This is a genomic window from Ruminococcus sp., from assembly GCF_045129435.1.
GTDB lineage: Bacteria > Bacillota > Clostridia > Oscillospirales > Acutalibacteraceae > Ruminococcoides.
The window spans coordinates 1-22,915 of sequence record NZ_JBGVJL010000110.1; the positions used below are offsets into that span (position 1 = coordinate 1).

The following is a 22,915-nucleotide window of genomic DNA, read 5'->3' on the forward strand; positions in this document are numbered from 1 at the left end:
AAATCTCGTAGCTGTGGTTTCCTCCTGCTCTGGTAATTCGATAAAGGTTGCATAGTCTTTGTTTACTATATCCTCTTTCATCGCAAAGGTATACAGTGTAGTGAGCAGGCACTTGACTTTATGCAATGCAGAGTAACCTAAATGTCAGCAGATGAAATGGCTCGGAGTTATCGTATTTTACCTGCTTGTATTTACGATATCCCAATGAAACATTGTAACAAATTTAATTGTGACAAATTTAATGGTAATTGTGCTGATTGCAAAAAACATTGGCTTGAAAGAGAGGCAGAAGAATGACTAAAACATTTTGCAACAAGTGTGGAAAACAATTAAACTTTGACGACCACAGGAAAGTTGAATTGACCGTAAGACCATACACTACATACGGTGGCAGATTTAATTTAGATTACTGCGAAAGCTGTTTCAAGGAAATTATCGGCGAAGAAGAATATAACTCCATGATACAGCGAGAAGCAGAACACAAAAGAAGAATTATCGAAAAGAGAAAGGCGAAGAACGATGAGTGAATTGATTATAATTAAGCCTTGCCCGTTCTGTGGCAGTAAGGTAACACTTGAGAACATAAATCCGAAAGACGCTGACGAAGAAATGTATATGTTTGAGTGTACTAATGATGATTGTGCATCTGCTACCTGCTTTGGTGATTACAGTACCGACAGAGCAACAGCAATCAAAAATTGGAATAAGCGTGTTATTAAACATACTACATATATCAGCAATGCCGGTACAGTTGATATTGATATGAGGTGATAACTTGACAGCGAAAGAAATCAAAGACATAAACCGAGAGATTACGAGACTGAAAGCTAAGATTGCACGCATAGCTGCCGAGGCTGACAATACATCGCCTAAGCTGTCGGACTTACCGAGTGCAGGTCAAACCTCTGACAAGGTCGGTAATGCGGTGGTGCAGATTGCCGATATTCAGCGAGAGATACAAAACCTTGAAATCCGCCGAAACGCAGCACTCAACAGCCTCTCTCGTGATGATTTTGTGGAGAACTGCCTTTTTATGCACCTGAGCCTACGGTACAGCTGGGCGAAGATTGCAGCTGATACAGGAGGAATAAATACTCCCGATAACATAAGGATTATGTGCAGCCGACACCGTTGGTAAAAGTTGTTCGTTTTTTCGTTTTAGGTGTGATATAATATAAAATGAAGAAACCAACAATAAGAGGCATTTTGTAGTTCTCCTTTTTCAAAAATAACGGCTGACCGCTCTCTGATGAGGGCGGTTTTGCTGTATATAAAGGCGGTGTAGTATGTATAAATCAAGACTGAGTTATGAAAACACCACACGAGCGGTATTTTGCGGTGAGGGTGATTTTGATATTCCGAAAATTGAGCCTACAACAATCAGTGCTGATAAATTTATCGGATTTAACGAGGCTATGAGCAGTAAGAAAACCGACTGCGGAATACATTTCTTTCTTGACGATTACCAGTTTACAAGGCTGTGGAATAAGCCGGACAGATACATAGACCTACTGAAAAAAATATACCTGCGTTATGTCACCCGATTTTAGCTTGTATTCAGACTTTCCGAAAGCCTTGCAGATTTACAATCACTACCGCAAGCATTGGCTCGGTGCGTACTGGCAGTTAAACGGTATTGAGGTTATCCCCACAATCTGTTGGAGCGACGAGGAGAGTTTTGAATGGTGCTTTGACGGAGAGCCGCAGGGCGGTACTGTTGCAGTATCAAGCGTTGGTACTCAGAATAATAAACCGGCAAAAGAGCTGTTTTTGAACGGCTATAACGAAATGATAAAAAGATTACACCCCGAAACGATTATATTTTACGGCAATGTTCCCGATGAATGTATGGGTAACATTGTCAGGATAAGAGCGTTTCAGGAAAAATTCAGGGAGGCGAAAATCTGTGGGTGGTAGAGGCGGAAGTTCGGGTAGCAGTAAAAGCTATTCTGTAAGTCCATTAACAGCGTTTAGAGAAAATGCTAAACAGTTTAGCAATGCTTTGCAGGAAGGAAGATCAAGAAAAGCAAGTGTTGTTGAATTTACAGATATAACAGGAAAGGTATCAAAAAGATATTGGAATGGTGCTACTTATACAGACAGGAGCAGTTCTCTTTATGAAAAAGAATTTAAAGGCACTCAAAGGTGTGTGGAGAGCGTTGTTTCCGCTTAAGGATGTTAAACAGGCATTAGGAATTAAGCCTGCAATCACCGATGAGATGTTACAAGCAATCGAATTGTGGCAGAATTGCTTTTCAGGCTCTGCTCCCTGGCTGTCCGATGATGCAATCAGCCTCGGACTTGAGCAGGCAATTACAAGAGAGCTTGCAAACATTACGCTTAATGAAATGACAGTAAGCATAAGCAATCAAGCCTTGCAGGAAATCTTTGACAAGGCTGTTTTGGAGCTTAATTCTGAATTGCAGTCCGGACTTGCAACGGGCGCAATGGTGATTAAGCCGCTCGGCGGCGACAGTGTGCAATATATTTCGGCAAATGCCTTTGTGCCGATTGAGTTTGATACAAGACACAGGCTTGTAAAGGTGATTTTCCCCGAGTTCAAAAAAATCGATGACCGATATTACACAAGGCTTGAATATCACAGCCTTGACAAAGACAAAGGACTTACAATTACAAATACTGCTTCTACCGCAGGCAAAGCGGAATACAAGCTATGCAGAAAGGATTTTTATTATGAAGAACATACACACACTTCTCTCTGAAATCGGTATTACGATTCCCGATGAGAAAAAGGCAGAGTTTGACAAGGCGGTGCTTGCAAATTACAAGACTGTTGCAGAGGTTGAAAAAATTACAACCGCAAGAGATAATTACAAATCACAGCTTGAAACCGCACAGACGGCACTCAAGAAGTTTGAGGGTGTGGATGTTGAAAATCTTAAAAGCGAGATTGCAAAACTCAACACAAGCCTTAAAGACAAGGAAACCGAATATCAGACAAAAATTGCCGATATGGAATTTAATTCTGTTCTTGACGGTGCTATTTCAAAGAGCGGTGCGAGAAACGCAACGGCGGTTAAGGCTTTGCTTGACCTTGACAGTCTTAAAAGCTCAAAAAATCAGGCAGAAGATATTACTAAGGCTCTTGAAAGCGTGAAATCCGAAAATGGCTATATGTTCGGCTCCGATGAGCCTTTTCAAAATCCTGTGAAAGATACAGGAAACGCAGGTATTAAGTCAAACCCTCTTGCAAGTATGAGAGCGGCAATGGGACTTAGTACAGACGAAAAATAATTAATGAGGTGAAAATTTATGGCAAATTCTATTGCACTTTTTAAAACTTACACTACTTTGCTTGATGAGGTTTACAAGCAGAGTTCACTTACAAGCGAGCTTGACGGTGCTTCTGACCTTGCAACGGCAGGGGCAAACTCCAACGAACTTATTATTCCGATGATTTCAATGGACGGTCTTGCAAATTATTCACGCAACGGCGGATATGTTGACGGTGATGTGGCACTCACAAACGAAACTGTCAAGTGTAACTTTGACAGAGGCAGAATGTTTACAGTTGATACAATGGATAACATTGAAACCGCAGGCATTGCCTTTGGCAGACTTTCAGGCGAATTTATTCGCACAAAGGTTGTGCCGGAGCTTGACGCTTTTCGCTTTGCTCAGTATGCAAGCCACGCAGGCATTACTTCCGCTACTCCTGCAAATCTCACTACAGGTTCAGCGGTTATTGAGGCACTCCGCAAAGGCTCAACTCAGATGGACGAGGACGAAGTACCGTACGAGGGCAGATACCTCTTTATCACTTCTACTCTTTACGGTCTTATTCAGGACCTTGACACAACTAAGTCAAAAGAGGTGTTAAGCGGTTTTTCTAAGATTACTAAAGTACCGCAGACACGCTTCTATACAGCCATTGAACAGCTTGACGGTACATCATCAGACAAGAAGAAGGGCGGTTATCAGAAAGCGACTACCGCTTCTAACATCAACTTTATGATTATTCATAAGCCTGCACTTATTCAGTTTACAAAGCACCTTGATACAAAGGTAATTGAGCCTGCTGTAAATCAGAGCTCAGACGGTTATAAGTTCGGCTACAGAATGGTTGGTATTGCTGATGTTTACGAAAATAAGACAGCCGGCATTTATCTTCACGCTGCCGTTAAAGGCTAAAAGGAGTGCTTAAAGTATGACCGCTTACGCTGACGAAAACTATTATAAAACCGAATACCTCTGTGGCAGAAAAGCGGTCATTACCTCCGCTTTTGCCTACTACGCAAGAGAGGCGACGCTTATTATCAACGCTTACACAGGCTCAAATATTGACGATACAAAGGATATAATCGAGCCTGTAAAGCTTTGCTGTTGTGAGGTTGCAGAACTGATGTATAAAGCCGACAATATGAGCAACAGCGAGGGCATAACATCGGAAAAAGTCGGAGATGTGTCACGCTCGTATGAGGGCACTGACACACGCAGAAAACAGCTTAACAAAAGCATTAAATCAGCGGTATATAAGTATCTTGCAGACACAGACCTTTTGTATAGGGGTGTTTGATTATGTTTACAGATACCATGCTTACCCTTTACAGGTTCAACGGCAAAGGCTTTGACAGGCTTATTATTCCGCATTGCCATTGGCAGGAGTGCAAAGCCGCTAATGTGCTTAAAAGCGGAATGCAGAACGCTGACGGAATAGTTATCTACATTCCGTTAAAGGCACTTGTGCTTACTCCTGACAAGCTCTTGCTTCCGAGCAAGCACTTGTTTTTAAATGCCGATATATCGCCTATAAATCCCTCTCAAGACATTATTGTTAAGGGTGAGTGTAATTTCATTTTTGACAATTCAAGCGACAGCAGCGTATCTGAGAGCCTAAAAACACTGCGTAACAAATACGAAATTCACACAGTGATGAGTATTGACCGCTTGCTTTACGGCCCTGCGGATTTACAGCACATCAAAGTATCTGCGAGGTGATTAAATGGATATTATTATAAAACAACCTGCAAATCTTGACGGTGCTTTGTCGCTCAAGTGGAACAAAGATTTTGCTAATGATTTTAACAAGCACATAGCAAGAGCACAACGAGAAGTTGACAAAGATTGCATTAAGCTGATGAAGCCGTACACACCTTTTAAAATGGGTGTGCTTGAAAACTCCGCAACTATACATACCGTTATCGGCAGTGGAGAAATTAAACAGGTTACACCTTATGCAAGGTATCTTTACTATGGCAAGGTATATGGTCCTAACTATCCGATTGTGCGAGAAAAAGACGGTACGGAGCATATCGTATTCGGACACTATGACGGTGACGGTATTATTATTGGCTGGCGAAGTCCTAAAGGCAAGAAAAAACACCCGACAGGCAGAGATATTCAGTACAGCAAAGACAAGCACCCGCTTGCGGGCAAAATGTGGTTTGAACGAATGAAAGCCGACCGCAAAGGGGATATTTTGCAAGCGGCGGCAAGAAGACTTGGGAGTAATGCAAAATGAATATAATCGAACTTGTAAGGTCAGTTTTGCAGGAGTTCCCGAAAATCGGCGAGCTTGTGCACATTGATTATTCAACAAACAAAGTACAGGATTTTGGACTTTCTCCGACAGGCGACACGCTTGTCAGCGAAGACATTTTAGGAAATCAAACACGCAATCACACCTTTATCCTGTACGCTACCTGTCAGTCGCTCAACGACTATGACCGACTTGTAAACAGCGGAATGTTGCTTGAACTGCAAATGTGGCTTGAACGGCACGCAGAGGGCGACATAGAAGTTGAAGTCGACGACAGTATTTTATACGGTGAGCTTAAAAAACTCACTTGCTCAAACGGAATGCTTTACAGCATACCTGACGAAAACAACAACGGCGGTGTGCAGTACCAATTGCAAATCACCGCCCAATACACTATTGAAAATTGAAAGTGAGGAATTATTATGGCAGCATCAACACCCGATATCGGTAAACTTATGAAAAAAGCTATGTGGTTTATTGACGGCGGAGATGTGCATAAATCTAAAAAAGCCCCAACCAAGGTTATTGACTGGAGCTATGATGAAAGCATTATTTTCCCTGCACTCAACAAGGTAGCAGGTTTTGAAACGAGGGCTAAAGATTATCTGCATTGGTGGACTTTTCTCGGATATTTCAGCGAGGTAGGCGACGGATTACTCTCTCAGGTGATGAACATCAGGCAAAAACGAGCAAAAGGCAAGAAACTCGAAAAGTGGGAGCTTGATTTTTACAACGAGCATAAAGAACTTGTCGATATAAAAGAAAAACTCACCCCCGAGGAACAAGCAGAACTTGACGCTGAGGAAGATTTTATAAACAATATTGTATAGGTACTTTGTAAAATTGTTTATTTTAATAAAATTCTTGACTTTTATGTATATTTTTGGTAATATTTAATAAATGTTAATTATCGTAACATTACATACTAAAGGGAGAGATTTTTATGAAGTGCCCAAGATGTGGACGAGAGAACAAACCTAATGTCAAATTTTGTGAGGGATGTGGTTTGCAATTTAATAAGCAACCTCAGCCTCCTAAACAAATACAACCAATAAGTAAACCTATGAACCAAGTACCACCAAATATAAATATGCCTGTACAGCCTCAGAAAAAAGGCTCAAAGGGTTGGCAAATAGCTTTAATTGTTACAGGTAGCGTATTTGCAGGAATAGGATTATTGTTTGTATTTTTGATGATAGTTGGTTTAAGCATGGGAACTAATAACAGCGAAAGTAACCAGTATGCCACTACACCTACCTATTCTTACAGTAGCAGAGCCGAGGAAACAACAGTGCCTGTTACAGAAGAAGAAACAACGGTTGAACCAACTACCGAAGAACCCACAACCCAAGAACCGACAAAAGACCCTGCTCAAGCAGAACAGGAGTTTAAAGATGATTGTTCTACAATTAGTTTTGAAGACCTTTCACGAAATCCTGACAAATATAAAGGCAATAAGTATAAATTCACAGGCGAAGTTATACAGGTTTCTGAGGGTTGGTTTGATACTGTAGATTTGCGTATCAATGTAACTAAGAATGAATATGAGTATATTGATGATGTTTTTTGGACAGATACAATCTATGCGACTATTGTAATACCTGAGGGTGAGGACAGAATTTTAGAAGATGATGTAATTACCTTCTGGGGCACTTGTGACGGAGCTTACACTTATACATCTATTTTGGGCAGTAGTGTTACATTACCTAAAATTGATATTGAATACTATGAGTTGAATAACTAAAGAAAACAGCCACTCCAAACGGGGTGGCTTTTAGTTTGCGGTTATTTATTTATGCCAAGCTTTTCAATCAGAGCTTCCTGCAATACGGCGGAAAAGTTAATATGCTCTTTTTCGGAAAGAGTGTTGAGCCAAGCGGGGATTGTGCAGTTTTTGCGGATCGCTTTCTGACCGTATTTTTCTGCATATTCGTCCATATCAAGCACTACAAGATTAATAAAATCTTCTTTATTTTCGAGTGTAATATCTGACGGAGCAGTAGCTTTTGGTGCAGAATTTCCGTTTTCAAGTTCATCAAGTACCCAAAGACTTGCACAATCAACAGCCATTTCAAGTGCTTGTGCCAGGGTGTCGCCTTCTGTTACCGCACCCGGTAAATCTGGGAATGTAACACAATAACCGTTGTGCTGTTCTAATGGTGAAAATACAGCCGGATAAACTAATTTCATAGCAAGCTCTCCTTTGTTATATAATAAAGGCGGTGAGGTGCGCAGGGCTTTATCTCAGCCCTGCCTGTTTGAGAATTGAGTTAGCGGTTTTAATATCTAAATCACCTCGGTGATTGGGTATTGTAACCTTTCCTTTCTTGGTGGGGTGTATGTACTGATTGTGTGAGCCTCTCACATTTTTCAGATACCAACCGTCAGCAAGGAGAATTTTTTCAATTTCTCTAAACCTCATTCCCTCACCTCCGATTAATATTATAACACGCACTATGCGTATTGTCAATGCTTTTAAAAAAATAATAAGCTAATTACAGCGTGCATCTTCGGGTGTACGCTGTTTTTATATCCAAAATCTAACGGAAAGGGTGTGAATATATGGCGGTTGATGGCAGTTTGATTTTTAATACTAAAATCGACACAAGCGGTCTTAACAGCGATATTGCAAAAATCAATAAAGCCATTGCACAGGCTCAGAGTAAGGCTCAGGCAGGTGCTAAGGCTACGGCTCAGACAGCTAAACAGCAGGCAGATAAAACGGCAAAAGCGGTTGAAAGTACCGCTAAGCGTGAAATTACTGCCACGCAGGAAAAAGCCGAGCAGGCTAAAAATTCGGCAAAACAGACAGCTCAAGAGGTAGAGAGTTCGGCAAAAGCTACTACCGAAAATATAAAGCAATCAACAGAGAAGATGTCGGGGAGTGTGTCGGGAGCGACTGATAATATCGGCTCAGACACAGAGGATATGGCAGATGATATTACAAATTCAACTGATTTCATCACAATGGGCATAAAGGTTGCAGTTAAGGCTTTTGAAAAGCTTGGGGAAACTGCAAAAAGCGTAGCTGACACGGTAAGTCAGGCGGTTGCTTTTTCGGCAAAGACTGTTGCTCAAGGCATTACGACTATGCTATGAATACCGCAAATAACAGGAGTATCACTCTCGTATGGGTCAACTACTGTATAATAAATAGTCTTTTCATTGCATACATCAAAGGCGTTGTAGCAATTAAGAGTAATTTTATATGTACCGCTTTTGCTGAAAGTATAAGTGAATGTATCAGCAGATGACTTAGGCTGAACAACTTCTCCATTTACTAAATACTCATATGTAAATGGGTCTGCACTGTTATATGCATTTGATACAAATGTAACGGGCATACCTACCATAGCTTTGCCTGAATCAAAATTGGCATTTAAATTAACAACATAATTGAAATAGATTGGTGTGCTTCTTCTTATAAATTTATAATCTCCGGCTATGTGTGACTGGATGAGAGAAACATCAACAACATCGTTTACTCGGTTAAAGTCAACATCACCTGCATATGCCTCATATGGGCTAAGAGTTGCATCACCGGCTAAATAATTTTGTAGGAGTGTAACATCATTTACATCAACCCTTCCGTTGTTGTCAACATCACCGGTATCTAAATACGGACCGACCGCAGAAGCTGAAAATGTAGGTACTAAAATCATACTCGCTAAAGCAGAAACTGTAATTACAGTCTTGATAATCTTTTTCATAAGTTTGTTCCTCTTTTTACTTAATAATATAATTAATTTAATTTACAAAAAACATCTGTATATTAAACTGTTTATTGTAATTATACTACAAACCTATACAAAATAATATCCCTTTCTCGACAAAAAAGTACTGAATTTTTTAGTGCAGTATAAAATGGTTGTTGTGTAATATAGCTATATATAAATTTGTTATGCTATAATATGATATTTTATTGTTTTAAAAATTACTTTCAATATTTTTATTATGCAACCGATTTTTACATATCTTGTATGTTTTGGTTGGTTGTTAATGGGAAACTGCTGTGATATACTAAAAATATGAAAGGTGTGAAAAATATGATTGGTATGAATTTAAAGGCACTCCGCAAGGCAAAAGGCTATTCTCAGGAGGAAGTTGCTGAAAAAATGAATGTTTCCCGTCAGTCTGTTGCTAAGTGGGAGAGCGGCGAGAGTGTACCGGATGTTATAAAATGTAGCGAACTTGCAAATCTTTATGAGATTTCACTTGATGAGCTTGTACATAATAAAATCTCTGTTGACGAAGAGCAGGGAAATTCCGAAGACGGTAAATATGTTTTCGGTATTGTAAAGGTCGGGGAGCGTGGGCAGATTGTCATTCCAAAGCACGCAAGAGATGTTTTTGACATAAAGCCGGGCGACAAGCTTTTGGTTGTGGGCGATATTAAGCGTGGACTTGGCATAGGCAAGCTTAATCGTTCGGTAGCAAGTGAATTTGTGTTTGAGAAATGAGGCTTTGTTATGTTAGCTATAAAAACCGAAAACCTTACAAAAAAGTACAAAGATAAGGTTGCCGTAAATTCAATTAATCTTTCTATAAATAAAGGTGAAATGTATGCCTTGCTCGGTGTGAACGGTGCAGGCAAGTCAACAACAATTAAAATGCTCTCCTGCCTTATCAAGCCGACAAGCGGTGACGCAGTTTTAAACGGCAACAGCCTAATAAACGACAGCGAAAAGGTGAAAAGAATTATTAATGTTTCACCGCAGGAAACAGCGGTTGCCCCAAATCTTACAGTAAGAGAAAATCTTGAGCTGATGGCAAAAATCTATGGCTTTGATAAAGAGGCTGCAGTACAGAAAACCCAGAGTATAATTGATGATTTTGAACTTGGTGATGTGGCAAAATCAAAGGCAAAAACCTTGTCGGGCGGTTGGCAAAGAAGATTAAGTATTGCAATGGCTCTTATCAGTGAGCCGGAAATACTCTTTCTTGACGAGCCGACATTGGGACTTGATGTAATTGCAAGGCGAGAGCTTTGGGGCAAAATCAGTTCATTGAAAGGTAAAATTACAATTATTCTGACAACCCATTACCTTGAGGAGGCAGAGTCGCTTTCAGACCGTATTGGAATTATGGTTAAGGGCAGACTTGTTGCCGAGGGTACGGCAGAGGAATTAAAACAAAGGGCAAAAGCCACAACTTTTGAAGACGCTTTTGTAAAAATTGCGGAAGAGGGTAAGTGATTATGAGAACTTTAGCGTTTGCGTCAAGAAATGCAAAGGAATTGCAAAGAGATGTGCTGACTGTAATATTTGGCATTGGTTTTCCACTCGTTTTGCTGACTTTATTGTCAATTATTAATTCAAGCATTCCTAAAGAGGCACATATGACCTTGTTTGAAATCAAAAGCCTTACAGGCGGAATTTCAGCTTTCGGACTTGTATTTCTGTCGCTTTTTTCAGCACTTTTGGTTTCAAAGGACAGGTGCACAGCCTTTATTATCAGACTCTACACCTCACCGCTCAAGCCGAGCAGCTACATAATCGGCTATATTTTGCCACTTATTCCTATGGCTGTTGCTCAGACTCTTGTAACATGCTTGTTTGCTCTGATTTTCGGACTTGAGTTTTCGGCAAACATTCTGCTTGCAGCGGTTGTAAGCATTGTGCCGGCTTTTCTTTATATTTCTATAGGCCTATTGTGCGGAACAGCTTTTAGTGATAAAATGGTAGGTATATTGTGCGGTGCAGTACTTACAAATTTATCGGCATGGCTTTCTAACATATGGTTTGATTTGTCGCTTGTTGGCGGTACTTTTGAAAAAATTGCAGGCTTTCTGCCGTTTGTGCATTGTGTAAATGCTTTGAGGGCGGTGCTTGACGGCGACTATGCGCAAATTTTCCCTGAATTGCTCTGGGTATTTGCGTATGCTGTTGTAATTTTTGCTTGTGCTGTGTATCTGTTCAACCGCAGAATGAAACAGGATAAGTAAGGATTTTTTGAATGAAAAAGGATACTCTGAAAAATAATAAAAGATATGACCTTATCGACTCAATTCGTGGCTTTGCAATCATAAATATGGTTGTGTTCCACGCATTGTACGATGTATTTATGATATACGGTGACGGTACTCTGTTTGCAGGTACGCTTTTCGCCGTATGGGAAAGATTTATTTGTGTATCATTTATTATAGTTTCGGGAGTATCCTTTAATTTTTCACATCATACTGTGCGAAACGGAATAATCGTGAGTCTGTGCGGTTTTATTGTAACTATAGTAACCGCCATTGCAATTCCAAGTCAGGCAGTGTGGTTCGGAATACTAAATCTGCTCGGTATTTCAATGCTTATCTGTTCACCGTTAAAGGAGTTTTTAAACTCTATTCCTCCTGCAATCGGTGCGGCAGTGAGCTTTTTAATCTATGCTGTTACTTATGGAGTACCTAACGGCTACATAGGCTTTTTAAGAATACAGCTTTTAGAACTTCCTCAGTCGATGTATGAATATAAATATCTGTCTTTTTTAGGCTTTCGTTCTGCTGATTTTACATCGAGCGATTATTTTCCTATACTTCCGTGGCTGTTCTTGTTTATATTCGGAATATTTTTGTGGCGTATAATAAAGAATATGAAGTGGGACAAATATTTTTATTTCAAAGTTCCTGTCTTAAATACCATTGGCAGATACAGTCTTGTAATTTACCTTCTGCACCAACCCATAATAATGCTTATTATGACAATTATTTACGGGTATTGATTAGATGAATTTATTTAACATTATAATATGGTGTTATAGCAATATAATAATAGTGTTTTGATTTAAAGTGCGTATTATCCGTAATTTAGGAATATTGCAAAGTGCGTTTTAGCGGAAATGTTTCATTTGTTGTAATATCTTTGTAAAAACAGCTATCAATAAATAAAATTGTGCGGTTGAATGGTCAACCGCCTTTATTTTTATTGACTTTTTTACCAAAATGCGGTATTATGATAAATGTATAACTTTAGCTATGCTTGCAAGGAGGATGCCTGTGCTTGATATGACAGTAATTTACGATTTAGCCATTGTTGCATTACGAATGTTAATGCCCGTATATGCTATCATAATTGTATATCAATGTTATGCGGCAATGCGTCGTCGCAGAAGGCCTGAAAAGCCTCTTGTTACACTTTATAATGCAGAAACAGGACTGAAGCTTCCTGTTATTTTCTGGGAAAACTCAATAGGCAGAAGCAAGTCGAGCGACATAGTTGTTGATGATCCCGCTGTTTCACGAAACCATTGTGTGCTTTTAAGAAGGGCAAGCGGTTGGTATATTTGTGACACAGGCTCTAAGGGCGGTACTTATGTAAACGGTCAAGAGGCTCACGGCAGAACACGAGTGTTGATTGACGATATAATCAGTGTCGGAAACTCGCAGTTCCAGTTTTTGCGTGGCGAGGACTATGACGAAAACTTACGCTACAGCTGGTTCTTTAAAAAAGTCAGCAACAAGCCTGCTATGAAATCATGGAAGCTTATGCTTTTAATTACGCTTTTCCACTTCTTTATGTGTGTTGAGGCTGTTTTTTGGCAGGACGGCACAAACAAGTATTCACCGCTTGTGCTTTTCGGTTGCCTTGCAGTTGCAGAGTGGACATTCTTCTTTGTTTCAACAAAGGTGCTTAAAAGGGTGAGCTTTGAGCTTGAAAGCCTTGCTTTGTTTTTAACGGGTGTGGGCGTAATGCTGCTTGTAAGGCAGGTGGAACGCTCAGCGTATGTACAGCTTATTGCCGCCGTTGTGGGAATGGTGCTGTTCTGCGTTATTATAAAATTTATAGAAGATCCCGACAGAACATCTTCGACAAAACTAAGATACGGACTTATGATTGCCGCAGTCGGACTGCTCGGTGTGAGCATTGTTTTCGGTAAAATTACCTACGGAGCGGCAAACTGGATCAGCATTGGCGGCATTTCGGTTCAGCCGTCAGAGCTTGTAAAAATTATATACATATTTATCGGTGCAAACACACTTGACAGACTACAGACAAAAAAGAATTTGCTTGAATTTATTATATTTTCGGCTGTTTGTGTCGGACTTTTGGCATTAATGGGTGACTTTGGTACAGCTCTCATATTCTTTATGACCTTCCTTTTAATCTCATTTATGCGTTCAGGCGACTTCAAAACAGTAATTCTCGCTATTGCGGCGGCTGTTTTCGGTGTGTCAATCGTACTGCGTTTTAAATCCTATGTTCTCGACCGTTTCAAGGCTTGGGGACATGCTTGGGAATACGCTAATGATTTAGGTTATCAGCAAACTCATGTGCTTACATATATAGCAAGCGGCGGACTTTTCGGAGTCGGCATTGGCAACGGATTTTTAAAGGGCGTCGGTGCGTCTGAAAGTGACCTCGTTTTTGGGTTGGTTTCTGAGGAAATGGGCGTAATTGTTGCAATTACCCTTGCCATTGCGGTTGCCTGCCTTGTTATTTATGCAAGAGCAATCACCACAAGAAGCAGAAGTACATTCTATTCAATTTCTGCTTGCTGTGCCGCAGGTTTGCTTGTAATACAGCTTTCACTCAATGTTTTTGGTGCAACCGACATTCTTCCGCTTACCGGTGTAACATTTCCGTTCATCAGCTGTGGCGGTTCAAGTGTTCTCTCATGCTGGGGACTTGTTGCATTCATAAAAGCGGCAGATGAAAGAACATATGCAGTTAAAAAATAATCTTACAAAACCGAATGAGGTATTGCTTTAAGCAGTACCCTCTGAATAAATCAGAGAAAGGACGGTGTTTGAATGAAAAGAGTGCTACGCAGAAGTACCCTCATTTTTGCGGTTACTATTGCGTTTATAGGCGGTATGGGCTTTTTTGCCTACAAGCTCGTTGCAAATTCAGGCGACTGGGTAGATCAGCACTATAACTACCACATTGCAGGAACAGATGGACTTGCAAAGGCAGGCACAATTTATGACCGCAACGGCAATATTCTGGCTCAGAGTGTTGACGGCAAAAGAGTATATAATGAAAGCCAAAGTGTCAGAACCTCGCTTCTGCACACGATAGGCGACAATTCTTCAAATATTTCAACTGCTTTGCAGAGCAGATACCGTTCCCAGCTTATTGGTTATAATCTTATTTGGGGACTCAATATGCCCGATTCTCTCAGAAAGGGCAACGACATTAATCTGACAGTAGATGCAGACACCTGTGCAGCGGCTTACGATGTACTTTCAAGCTATGGCAAAGACGGTGCTTGCGTTATATATAACTATAAAACGGGCGAGGTAATCTGTTCCGTAAGCACCAAGGCTTACGATCCGGAAGCACCTCCCGAAATTACCGAGGAAAACGAAAAGGATTACGAGGGTGTGTATCTTGACAATACAATTTCTTCAACATATGCACCCGGTTCGATTTTTAAGATAATAACATCAGCCTGTGCCATTGAAAATCTTCCCGACATCAACGAGCGTACCTGGTACTGCTCAGGCAAGGAAGATATTGGCGGAAGTGATGTAACCTGCGTTGAACCACACGGTTATATCAATTTCAAAGAGGCAATGTCACATTCATGCAACATTGTTTTTGCAGAGCTTGCCGTGGAGCTTGGCGAAGAAAAGATGACCGCTACAGCAAATAAAGCAGGCATAAACAGCAGCTTCAGCGTTGATGACAACGAAACCGCAAAGGGTAATTACAATGTAACCGACGCAAACACAAACCAGCTTGGTTGGTCGGGTGTCGGTCAGTATAATGACAAGGTAAACCCGATGCAGATGGCTATCGTTTGCGGTGCAATAGCAAATGGTGGCAAAACAAAAGAACCTTATATGATTAAGGACGGCTCAATTTTAGGCGTTCTCGGTCTTGGCGGTTCAGACAGTACAAATGAGCTTTTCAGCAGCAGCACAGCGTCAGAGCTTGACGATATGATGCGTTTTACTATGACCGATTACTACGGTGATGACCTGTTTGGCGGTCTTACGGTATGCGCAAAGACCGGTACTGCCGAGGTGGGCGAAGATAAAGGCCCAAACGGCTGGATGGTAGGCTATGCTCAGGACGAGGATTGTCCGCTTGCTTTTGCCTGCGTTGTTGAAGATTCCGGTTTTGGCTTTACTTATGCCGGCCCTGTTGTTGAGGCGGCTATGATTCAGGCGGCAAAGTCACTCGGTGCGGCTGCCGTACAGTAACAAAGATTTTATACCGAAAGGAAATTAATATATGAATATTCTCAAAGCCTTGTTTGGCAATTACAGTAAAAAAGAATTAAAGCGAATTCAGCCTATTTGCGATAAAGTACTTGCTCTTGAGGACAAGTATGCAGCTATGAGCGAAAGCGAACTCAAAAACCAGACTGCTGTTCTTAAAGAGCGTCTTGCAAACGGCGAAACTACAGACGACATCTTGCCTGATGCCTTTGCTGTATGCCGAGAGGGTGCTTGGCGTGTGCTTGGTATGAAGCATTACCCTGTACAGATTATCGGTGGTATTGTACTTCATCAGGGCAGAATTGCCGAGATGAAAACAGGTGAAGGTAAAACCTTGGTGGCTACACTTCCTGCATACCTTAACGGTCTTACAGGTGAGGGCGTACACATTGTAACAGTCAACGATTACCTTGCTCGCCGTGACTCAGAGTGGATGGGCAAGCTTTACAGATACCTCGGACTTACAACAGGTCTTATTGTTCATTCACTTGACAATGAGGGAAGGAAAAAGGCTTACGAGGCAGATATTACATACGGCACAAACAACGAACTCGGATTTGACTACCTCCGTGATAATATGGTTGTTTACAAGGAGCAGAAAGTACAGCGTGGTCACGCTTACGCTATTGTCGATGAGGTTGACTCAATTCTCATTGATGAGGCAAGAACACCGCTTATTATCTCAGGTAAGGGCGACAAGTCAACAGATTTGTATGCAAGAGCAGATAAATTTGCCAGAACCTTAAAGGTGCAGCGTTTTGAAGAGCTTGACGCAAAAGAGGATATGGAGGATTACTACAAGGAAAATGACATTGACTATGTAGTAGATGAAAAGCAGAAAACAGCTACCCTTACACAGAACGGTGTTAAAAAAGCCGAGGAATTCTTTGGCATTGATAACCTTACAGATCCGGAAAACCTTACAATTCAGCACCATGTAAATCAGGCTATTAAGGCTCATGGCATTATGAAGCTTGATGTTGACTATGTTGTTAAGGACGGTGAGGTTATCATCGTTGATGAATTTACAGGTCGTTTTATGTATGGCAGAAGATTTAACGAAGGTCTTCACCAGGCTATTGAGGCTAAAGAGGGCGTAAAAATTCAGAACGAAAGCAAAACCCTTGCCACAATCACATTCCAGAACTACTTCCGTCTTTACAATAAACTTTCAGGTATGACAGGTACTGCTCAGACAGAGGCTGAGGAATTCCAGGAAATCTACAAGCTTGATGTTGTAGAAATTCCTACAAACAGACCTGTTCAGCGTATTGACCTCCCTGACGCTGTATTCAAGACAGAAAAGGGCAAGTTTAAGAATGTAATCGACCAAGTTGTTGAGGCTCACGAAAAAGGTCAGCCTGTGCTTGTCGGTACAATTTCTATTGAAAAGTCAGAAGAACTTTCAAAAATGCTCAAAAAGCACGGTATTAAGCACAATGTGCTCAACGCTAAGCAGCACGAAAAAGAGGCTGAAATCGTAGCTCAGGCAGGTAAGCTTGGTGCAGTTACCATTGCCACCAATATGGCAGGTCGTGGTACCGATATTATCCTCGGCGGTAATGCAGAGTTTATGGCTAAGGCATCAATGCGTAAGCAGGGCTTTACAGACGAGCTTATCGAGGAGTCAACAGGTCACGCAGAAACCGATAACGAGGAAATCCTCAATGCAAGAAAGACATTTGAGGAGCTTAACTCAAAATATAAAGAGGAAATCAAGGAAGAGGCTGAAAAGGTAAGAGAAGCAGGCGGTCTTTACATTATCGGTACAGAGCGTCACGAATCAAGACGAATTGACAATCAGCTCAAGGGTCGTGCAGGCCGTCAGGGTGACCCGGGTGTCAGCAAGTTCTTCCTTTCTACCGAAGATGACCTTATGCGTTTGTTCGGCGGCGACAGAATGAAGATGGTTATGGAGCGTCTTAATGTTGATGAGGATACACCTATTGACACTAAGATGATTTCAAACATTATCGACAGCTCACAGGAGAAAATCGAGCTTCGTAACTTTGGTATCCGTAAGGATGTACTCCAGTATGATGATGTTCTCAACAAGCAGAGAGAGATCATCTACGGTCAGCGTGATCAGGTGCTTAACGGTGAGGACTTGCACGATACTATCTACAAGATGATTGAAGATACAATCGCAACAAGCGTTAAACAGTATCTTCCTGAAGGCCCTCGTGAGCATTGGAATCTCCAGAGTTTAAAGGATTATTATAAGGATTGGCTCATCAAAGATGAAAGCCGATATGACTTTGACCTTGATGACCTTGAGGATATGGAGCCTGAGGATATTCAGAAAATGCTCATTGAAGACGCTACAGAAATTTATAAAGAGAATGAAGAGCTCTTGCCGGCTGAAACAATCCGTGAGATGGAGCGTGTATATCTTCTCAAGAGCGTTGATACTCATTGGATGGATCATATCGACAATATGGATCAGCTCAAGTCAGGTATCAGACTCCGTTCATACGGTCAGCATGACCCTGTAGTTGAGTACCGTATTGAGGGCTTTGATATGTTTGACGAAATGATTGAGAGCATCAGAGAAGATACAGTTAAAATGATGCTTATTATGCCTAAGAAGGTATATGAGGTTAAGAAGCGTCAGGATGCTATTGAGGCTGCAAAGCGTATGGCATTAAAGCAGGCACAGGCTGCACATCAGGTTGTTCTCAACAACGGTGAAGAAGATGAGCCACAGGAAAGCCCGATTGAAATTGCCCTAAAGCGTGAGCAGGTTGCTCAGCCTACAGAAACCTCTGGTGACGGCACAGATACCGCAAACAAGACTATTCGTAAGGGCAAAAAAATCGGTAGAAACGATCCATGTCCATGCGGCAGCGGTAAAAAATACAAAAAGTGCTGCGGCAAAGATTTATAATTCCTGAAAAATCTATATAACTCGGCTCTATGTCAATAGTTGGGGTAGATTATGGTTTGTAATGGTCGGGAAATTTCTGCTTGACTTATTGCAGACTTTATACTCGGACATAAAAATTTGGTCAACCTTTTTCAAAGGTTGTGGGTGTGGGCAAAGCCCACCATACTTTAAGCTAATGCAAGGGTTTGATAGCCAAACAGCCTGCTGTTTGGCGGCTTGAACACAACAGCGAAAGCTTTATAATGCGACAGCAACACAAAAAGCCATTCTTCTTTATTATTTATTTTAATGAAGTATTTCTTTAAAAAGGCTATCGCCTGTTTTGACAAATGTTGCTTTAGCACACAAACAGCAACGCTGTTTGTGCTATATGAACTGTTATGAAAACAACTTTATTTGGGCGTTGCCCAAACCCACGAGCCTTAAAAAGGCTCGACCTAAATTTTTATTATTTATCCGAAACTTTCTGCTAAACCATAATTTATCAATATCACCCCAACATTAAAAACAGAACCTATAACCTAAAAATTCCGATCTTCAAAAGGTCGGAATTTTTGTTTTATTCGCATACAAAATTATCATATTAACACTTTATTGTGCTAATGTTAAAAAATTAACGGAATATTTTATAGTATCCTACAAAAATATTTTTCCAGCTTTAAAAGCATTGACTTTTTGCTCGAAAAATGTCATACTTTTAGTATTAATGCGGTTACATTTGCCTTTTGGCTTTGTATAAAAATTTAATGAAGGGGTTTTCTAATTGGAAAAACTATTTAAACTCAAAGAAAACGGTACTACGGTAAAAACAGAAGTTGTTGCCGGTATTACCACCTTCCTTGCAATGGCTTACATACTTGCTGTAAACCCAAGTATGCTCAGTGCCGCAGGAATGGACTCAAGTGCAGTTTTTGCCGCAACAGCAGTTTCAGCAGCATTTGCTACACTTATTATGGCATTCTTTGCTAACTATCCTGTTGCTCTTGCTTCCGGTATGGGACTCAATGCTTACTTTGCATACACAGTTGTTCCACAGCTTACTGCACAGGGTATCACAAACCCATGGCAGGTTGCTCTTACAGCAATCCTCGTTGAAGGTATAATCTTTATTATCCTTTCACTCTTTAAGTTCCGTGAAACACTTGTTAATAAAGTACCAAAGAACTTAAAACTTGGCATTTCGGCAGGTATCGGTCTTTTCATTACAATCGTTGGTTTAAAGGGTGCAGGTGTTATTGTTTCTGACGCTTACTATGACGGCACAGCAGTTCAGTCATCAACACTTGTAACACTTGGCGACTTAGGCTCAGCTAATGTTGTTCTTGCTATAGTTGGTCTTCTTATTGTAGCTGCTTTGTGGCACTTCAAGGTTAAGGGTTCAATCCTTATCGGCATTATTGCTACATATGTTTTAGGCATTATTGCTCAGCTTTGCGGCTGGTATCAGGGTACTTCACTTATTCCTGATTTCTCAAACTATGCAGTATTTGCTCCTGTTCAGAATATGGCAACAGAAACTCTCTTTAAGTTTGATTTTGCTTATGTTGCTCAGAATGTAGTAAACTTTGCAGTTATTGTATTTGCATTCCTTTTTGTTGACCTTTTTGATACAGTAGGTACACTTATCGGTGTTGCTCAGCAGGGCAACCTTCTTAATGAAAAGGGTGAGCTTCCAAGAGTTGGTAAGGCTTTAATGGCTGACGCTGTTGGTACTTGCGTAGGTGCTTGCCTTGGTACATCAACTGTAACTTCTTATGTTGAGTCAACAACAGGTGTTGCTGAGGGCGGCAGAACCGGTCTTACAGCTTTGACTTCAGGCGTTCTCTTCCTTCTTGCAATTCCTTTCTACCCAATTTTCCTTGCAATTCCATCATTTGCAACAGCTCCAGCCCTTGTATTCGTTGGTCTTTTAATGCTCAAGAACATCACTCAGATGGACTTTGAGTCTGACATTGCAGACACAGTTGGTGGCTTCCTTGCAATCATTATGATGCCATTTGCATATTCTATCGCAACAGGTATTATGTTCGGTATCATTTCTTGGGTTATCCTCAAGATTGTTACAGGTAAAATCAAGCAGATTCACCCTGTTATGTGGGTTGCGGCAGCACTCTTTGTTGTGCGTATTATAACCATAGTGCTTCATATGGCATCTTAAAATTTACAAATATATGCTCCTGCAAAATGCTTGCAGGGGCATTTTTTTGTTGTGTATTCCTATATTATGTGATACAATAAAAATCAAGGCGGTGAATGCTTGATGATAAGCAAATTAATTTCAAAGCTCGGCTATACCAGAATGATTGCCCTGAGCTTTATTCCTGTTATACTTATTGGAACATTTCTTTTGTGCCTTCCAATTTCCTCTAAAACAGGGGAATGGACAAATTTTATTGACTCACTTTTCACATCCGTTAGTGCAACCTGCGTTACGGGACTTATAGTTTTTGATACCTTTACGCATTGGACTATTTTCGGTCAGCTTGTAATTCTTGTAATGATTCAGATCGGTGGTTTGGGACTGATGACGATAATTACAATGATTTCAATTTTTCTGCGTAAAAAAATAAACCTGCGTGAGCGTAAAATGATGATGCAGTCGTCCGGCAATACTCAGATTGACGGCACTCTAAAGCTTGTTAAAAAAATAATCGGCGGCACTTTTATATTTGAGGGAATAGGTGCAATTTTGCTTGCTTTTCGCTTTATTCCGCAAATGGGTGTGTTAAAGGGAATTTACTATAGCTGTTTCCACGCAATTTCTGCATTTTGCAACGCAGGCTTTGACTTAATGGGATTTCGCAGTCCGTATTCATCACTTACCTATTACACAAACGATTATTATGTAAACATTATTATTATGTCGCTTATCGTAATCGGCGGTATTGGATTTATTGTGTGGAATGATGTGCTAAAAAATAAATTTCACTTTTCAAAATATTTGCTGCATACTAAAATTGTACTTGTTGCAACGGGAATATTACTTCTTGCAGGCGGAATTGGATTTTTTATTTTTGAATACAACGGTGAGCTTGCCGACAAAACTATTCCGCAAAAGATAGTTAATGCAATGTTTATGTCTGTTACAACCCGAACAGCAGGCTTTAACACAATAGACCTCTCAAATCTCTCGGATTCAGGCACAATGCTTTCACTTATTTTAATGCTGATTGGCGGTTGCCCGGGTTCAACAGCAGGCGGTCTTAAAACCACTACAATAGCTGTTGTAGTGCTTGCCGTATTTTCAATGGCAAAGGGCAGTGACGATATAAACACCTTCAAACGCAGAATAGCCTCTGATGTGGTAAAGCAATCGGCAGTTATAATTTTGATTTACCTGTTTGCGGTTATGCTTTCATCAATGATAATTTGCAGCGTTGAGGGCTTTTCAATGTCGCAGGTATTGTTTGAAACCGCATCGGCGGCGGGTACGGTTGGCGTTTCAAAGGGAATAACCAATCAAATGTCGATAATTTCAAAAATAATATTAATGATAATGATGTACGGCGGTCGAATCGGCGGACTTTCGCTTGTGCTTGTGTTCGGTCAAAGAAAACCCGAAGCACCCGTAAAACGCCCTACAGAACAGATATTAATTGGCTAAGGAGATAAACTTATGAAGTCGGTACTTGTAATAGGAATGGGAACAATGGGCATTTATCTTGCCCGAAAAATGCAGGATCTTGGCAATGAAGTAATGATTGCCGATAAAAACGAAGATTTAATTCAGGAGCTTTCGCCGGAATTCAGCGACGCTTTTTGCGGTGATTGCTCGGCAGACGGAATTTTAAAATCAATCGGAGTGAATAATTTTGATTATTGCTTTGTTACAATCGGCGAGGATTTTTATGCTTCCCTTGAAATTACATCAATTTTAAAGGAGCTTGGTGCAAAGTATGTAATTGCCAAAGCTAAGAGGTCAAGACAGGTTGAATTTTTAAAGAAAATCGGTGCAGACGAGGTTGTATATCCTGACAAAGAAATCGCCGAAAACCTTGCAGTACGATTTAATGATGACAATATTTTCGATTACATTGAACTTACCTCTGAATATTCAATTTTTGAAATTCCCGTAGTTACCGCTTGGATTGGTAAAAAGGTAATGGATGTTGATGTTCGCCGCAAACATAATATTAATATTATTGCGGTAAAAAATGGCGGCGAACTTAATCTTAATCTCGGCGGCGATTATGTATTTGATGAAAAAGACCACCTTGTAGTGCTTGGCAAGTCAAGCGATGTATTCAAGGTTGCGTCAGATGTGAAAAGGCCGTCAAGAAAGTAAAAATAAAGGGGAACTCGGCTGAGTTCCCTGTTTTTGAAAGGAAGATAATATGATAATAGCAGCAGTTGATTTAGGCAAGGCAAGAACAGG

30 protein-coding genes and 1 pseudogene are annotated in these 22,915 nt (G+C 40.6%); 28 read left to right on the forward strand and 3 right to left on the reverse strand.

Annotated features, from left to right (window positions below):
• The first annotated feature begins 141 nt into the window (after nucleotides 1-141).
• The 17 genes and pseudogenes from ACJMMI_RS05365 (at nucleotide 142) to ACJMMI_RS05445 (ending at nucleotide 7,244) form a co-directional block, all read left to right on the forward strand.
• Nucleotides 142-297, forward strand: coding sequence for a hypothetical protein (locus tag ACJMMI_RS05365; RefSeq protein ID WP_405354183.1), 156 nt, complete (start codon nucleotides 142-144; stop codon nucleotides 295-297).
• The gene (locus ACJMMI_RS05370) at nucleotides 294-527 is read left to right on the forward strand and encodes a hypothetical protein (protein ID WP_405354184.1); all 234 of its coding nucleotides are present in this window, start codon (nucleotides 294-296) and stop codon (nucleotides 525-527) included. Before ACJMMI_RS05365 ends, ACJMMI_RS05370 begins: the two co-directional genes overlap by 4 nt.
• The gene (locus tag ACJMMI_RS05375) at nucleotides 520-771 is read left to right on the forward strand and encodes a Lar family restriction alleviation protein (RefSeq protein ID WP_405354185.1); all 252 of its coding nucleotides are present in this window, start codon (nucleotides 520-522) and stop codon (nucleotides 769-771) included. The genes ACJMMI_RS05370 and ACJMMI_RS05375 overlap by 8 nt, the downstream gene beginning before the upstream one ends.
• Before the next feature lie 4 nt (nucleotides 772-775).
• Nucleotides 776-1,138 carry a hypothetical protein gene (locus tag ACJMMI_RS05380; protein WP_405354186.1) on the forward strand — a complete coding sequence of 121 codons (363 nt, stop codon included), beginning with the start codon at nucleotides 776-778 and terminating at the stop codon, nucleotides 1,136-1,138.
• Nucleotides 1,139-1,286: 148 nt separating this feature from the next.
• Nucleotides 1,287-1,550 carry a DUF4417 domain-containing protein gene (locus ACJMMI_RS05385; RefSeq protein ID WP_405354187.1) on the forward strand — a complete coding sequence of 88 codons (264 nt, stop codon included), beginning with the start codon at nucleotides 1,287-1,289 and terminating at the stop codon, nucleotides 1,548-1,550.
• A complete protein-coding gene (locus ACJMMI_RS05390) occupies nucleotides 1,534-1,917 on the forward strand; it encodes a DUF4417 domain-containing protein (protein WP_405354188.1) in 384 nt (127 codons plus the stop codon). Before ACJMMI_RS05385 ends, ACJMMI_RS05390 begins: the two co-directional genes overlap by 17 nt.
• The gene (locus tag ACJMMI_RS05395) at nucleotides 1,907-2,173 is read left to right on the forward strand and encodes a hypothetical protein (RefSeq protein ID WP_405354189.1); all 267 of its coding nucleotides are present in this window, start codon (nucleotides 1,907-1,909) and stop codon (nucleotides 2,171-2,173) included. The genes ACJMMI_RS05390 and ACJMMI_RS05395 overlap by 11 nt, the downstream gene beginning before the upstream one ends.
• A complete protein-coding gene (locus ACJMMI_RS05400; RefSeq protein ID WP_405354190.1) occupies nucleotides 2,118-2,723 on the forward strand; it encodes a hypothetical protein in 606 nt (201 codons plus the stop codon). The genes ACJMMI_RS05395 and ACJMMI_RS05400 overlap by 56 nt, the downstream gene beginning before the upstream one ends.
• The gene (locus ACJMMI_RS05405) at nucleotides 2,695-3,255 is read left to right on the forward strand and encodes a phage scaffolding protein (protein ID WP_405354191.1); all 561 of its coding nucleotides are present in this window, start codon (nucleotides 2,695-2,697) and stop codon (nucleotides 3,253-3,255) included. Before ACJMMI_RS05400 ends, ACJMMI_RS05405 begins: the two co-directional genes overlap by 29 nt.
• 18 nt (nucleotides 3,256-3,273) lie before the next feature.
• The gene (locus ACJMMI_RS05410; RefSeq protein WP_405354192.1) at nucleotides 3,274-4,152 is read left to right on the forward strand and encodes a hypothetical protein; all 879 of its coding nucleotides are present in this window, start codon (nucleotides 3,274-3,276) and stop codon (nucleotides 4,150-4,152) included.
• A gap of 16 nt (nucleotides 4,153-4,168) precedes the next feature.
• Complete coding sequence (locus tag ACJMMI_RS05415) at nucleotides 4,169-4,537, forward strand: hypothetical protein (protein ID WP_405354193.1); 369 nt, start codon at nucleotides 4,169-4,171, stop codon at nucleotides 4,535-4,537.
• 2 nt (nucleotides 4,538-4,539) lie between these two features.
• Nucleotides 4,540-4,959: a hypothetical protein gene (locus ACJMMI_RS05420; RefSeq protein WP_405354194.1), complete on the forward strand. Its 420-nt coding sequence runs from the start codon at nucleotides 4,540-4,542 to the stop codon at nucleotides 4,957-4,959.
• Between the two features lie 4 nt (nucleotides 4,960-4,963).
• Entirely contained in the window at nucleotides 4,964-5,482 is a 519-nt protein-coding gene (locus ACJMMI_RS05425) for a minor capsid protein (RefSeq protein ID WP_405354195.1), read from the forward strand.
• Nucleotides 5,479-5,907 (forward strand): hypothetical protein, encoded by a 429-nt coding sequence (locus ACJMMI_RS05430; RefSeq protein WP_405354196.1) that lies wholly within the window; start codon nucleotides 5,479-5,481, stop codon nucleotides 5,905-5,907. The genes ACJMMI_RS05425 and ACJMMI_RS05430 overlap by 4 nt, the downstream gene beginning before the upstream one ends.
• Before the next feature lie 15 nt (nucleotides 5,908-5,922).
• On the forward strand, nucleotides 5,923-6,330 hold the full coding sequence (locus ACJMMI_RS05435; protein WP_405354197.1) for a Gp15 family bacteriophage protein: 408 nt from the start codon (nucleotides 5,923-5,925) through the stop codon (nucleotides 6,328-6,330).
• Nucleotides 6,331-6,443: 113 nt separating this feature from the next.
• Nucleotides 6,444-6,503, forward strand: a pseudogene (locus ACJMMI_RS05440) (zinc-ribbon domain-containing protein); the annotation flags it as partial.
• 60 nt (nucleotides 6,504-6,563) lie between these two features.
• Nucleotides 6,564-7,244, forward strand: a complete 681-nt coding sequence (locus ACJMMI_RS05445; RefSeq protein WP_405354212.1) for a hypothetical protein — start codon at nucleotides 6,564-6,566, stop codon at nucleotides 7,242-7,244.
• A 41-nt stretch (nucleotides 7,245-7,285) separates the two neighbouring features.
• Here the strand turns inward: ACJMMI_RS05445 and ACJMMI_RS05450 are convergent, their stop codons facing one another.
• Both ACJMMI_RS05450 and ACJMMI_RS05455 read right to left on the reverse strand, forming a co-directional pair.
• Nucleotides 7,286-7,690: a type II toxin-antitoxin system HicB family antitoxin gene (locus tag ACJMMI_RS05450; RefSeq protein WP_405354198.1), complete on the reverse strand. Its 405-nt coding sequence runs from the start codon at nucleotides 7,688-7,690 to the stop codon at nucleotides 7,286-7,288.
• A 49-nt stretch (nucleotides 7,691-7,739) separates the two neighbouring features.
• Nucleotides 7,740-7,922: a type II toxin-antitoxin system HicA family toxin gene (locus ACJMMI_RS05455; protein WP_405354199.1), complete on the reverse strand. Its 183-nt coding sequence runs from the start codon at nucleotides 7,920-7,922 to the stop codon at nucleotides 7,740-7,742.
• Nucleotides 7,923-8,062: 140 nt separating this feature from the next.
• Between ACJMMI_RS05455 and ACJMMI_RS05460 the strand changes: the two genes are divergently transcribed.
• Nucleotides 8,063-8,599 carry a hypothetical protein gene (locus ACJMMI_RS05460; RefSeq protein ID WP_405354200.1) on the forward strand — a complete coding sequence of 179 codons (537 nt, stop codon included), beginning with the start codon at nucleotides 8,063-8,065 and terminating at the stop codon, nucleotides 8,597-8,599.
• On the opposite strand, the gene ACJMMI_RS05465 is transcribed toward ACJMMI_RS05460, so the two are convergent.
• The gene (locus ACJMMI_RS05465; protein ID WP_405354201.1) at nucleotides 8,575-9,210 is read right to left on the reverse strand and encodes a dockerin type I domain-containing protein; all 636 of its coding nucleotides are present in this window, start codon (nucleotides 9,208-9,210) and stop codon (nucleotides 8,575-8,577) included. The two genes, ACJMMI_RS05460 and ACJMMI_RS05465, sit on opposite strands and share 25 nt — an antisense overlap.
• A gap of 336 nt (nucleotides 9,211-9,546) precedes the next feature.
• Here ACJMMI_RS05465 and ACJMMI_RS05470 point away from each other — a divergent pair, with 336 nt between their 5' ends.
• From ACJMMI_RS05470 to ACJMMI_RS05515, 10 genes are all read left to right on the forward strand, one after another.
• A complete protein-coding gene (locus ACJMMI_RS05470) occupies nucleotides 9,547-9,960 on the forward strand; it encodes a helix-turn-helix domain-containing protein (protein ID WP_405354202.1) in 414 nt (137 codons plus the stop codon).
• 9 nt (nucleotides 9,961-9,969) lie between these two features.
• Nucleotides 9,970-10,695, forward strand: a complete 726-nt coding sequence (locus tag ACJMMI_RS05475) for an ABC transporter ATP-binding protein (RefSeq protein ID WP_405354203.1) — start codon at nucleotides 9,970-9,972, stop codon at nucleotides 10,693-10,695.
• A gap of 2 nt (nucleotides 10,696-10,697) precedes the next feature.
• Entirely contained in the window at nucleotides 10,698-11,444 is a 747-nt protein-coding gene (locus ACJMMI_RS05480; protein WP_405354204.1) for an ABC transporter permease, read from the forward strand.
• An 11-nt stretch (nucleotides 11,445-11,455) separates the two neighbouring features.
• On the forward strand, nucleotides 11,456-12,208 hold the full coding sequence (locus ACJMMI_RS05485; RefSeq protein WP_405354205.1) for a heparan-alpha-glucosaminide N-acetyltransferase: 753 nt from the start codon (nucleotides 11,456-11,458) through the stop codon (nucleotides 12,206-12,208).
• Nucleotides 12,209-12,491: 283 nt separating this feature from the next.
• The gene (locus ACJMMI_RS05490; RefSeq protein ID WP_405354211.1) at nucleotides 12,492-14,165 is read left to right on the forward strand and encodes an FtsW/RodA/SpoVE family cell cycle protein; all 1,674 of its coding nucleotides are present in this window, start codon (nucleotides 12,492-12,494) and stop codon (nucleotides 14,163-14,165) included.
• Nucleotides 14,166-14,237: 72 nt separating this feature from the next.
• Nucleotides 14,238-15,635, forward strand: a complete 1,398-nt coding sequence (locus tag ACJMMI_RS05495; RefSeq protein WP_405354206.1) for a penicillin-binding transpeptidase domain-containing protein — start codon at nucleotides 14,238-14,240, stop codon at nucleotides 15,633-15,635.
• A gap of 31 nt (nucleotides 15,636-15,666) precedes the next feature.
• A complete protein-coding gene (gene secA / locus ACJMMI_RS05500) occupies nucleotides 15,667-18,540 on the forward strand; it encodes a preprotein translocase subunit SecA (protein WP_405354207.1) in 2,874 nt (957 codons plus the stop codon).
• Between the two features lie 763 nt (nucleotides 18,541-19,303).
• Nucleotides 19,304-20,698 carry an NCS2 family permease gene (locus tag ACJMMI_RS05505; protein ID WP_405354208.1) on the forward strand — a complete coding sequence of 465 codons (1,395 nt, stop codon included), beginning with the start codon at nucleotides 19,304-19,306 and terminating at the stop codon, nucleotides 20,696-20,698.
• 102 nt (nucleotides 20,699-20,800) lie between these two features.
• Nucleotides 20,801-22,144, forward strand: a complete 1,344-nt coding sequence (locus tag ACJMMI_RS05510) for a TrkH family potassium uptake protein (protein WP_405354209.1) — start codon at nucleotides 20,801-20,803, stop codon at nucleotides 22,142-22,144.
• A gap of 12 nt (nucleotides 22,145-22,156) precedes the next feature.
• Nucleotides 22,157-22,825, forward strand: coding sequence for a potassium channel family protein (locus ACJMMI_RS05515; protein WP_405354210.1), 669 nt, complete (start codon nucleotides 22,157-22,159; stop codon nucleotides 22,823-22,825).
• Nucleotides 22,826-22,915: the final 90 nt, after the last annotated feature.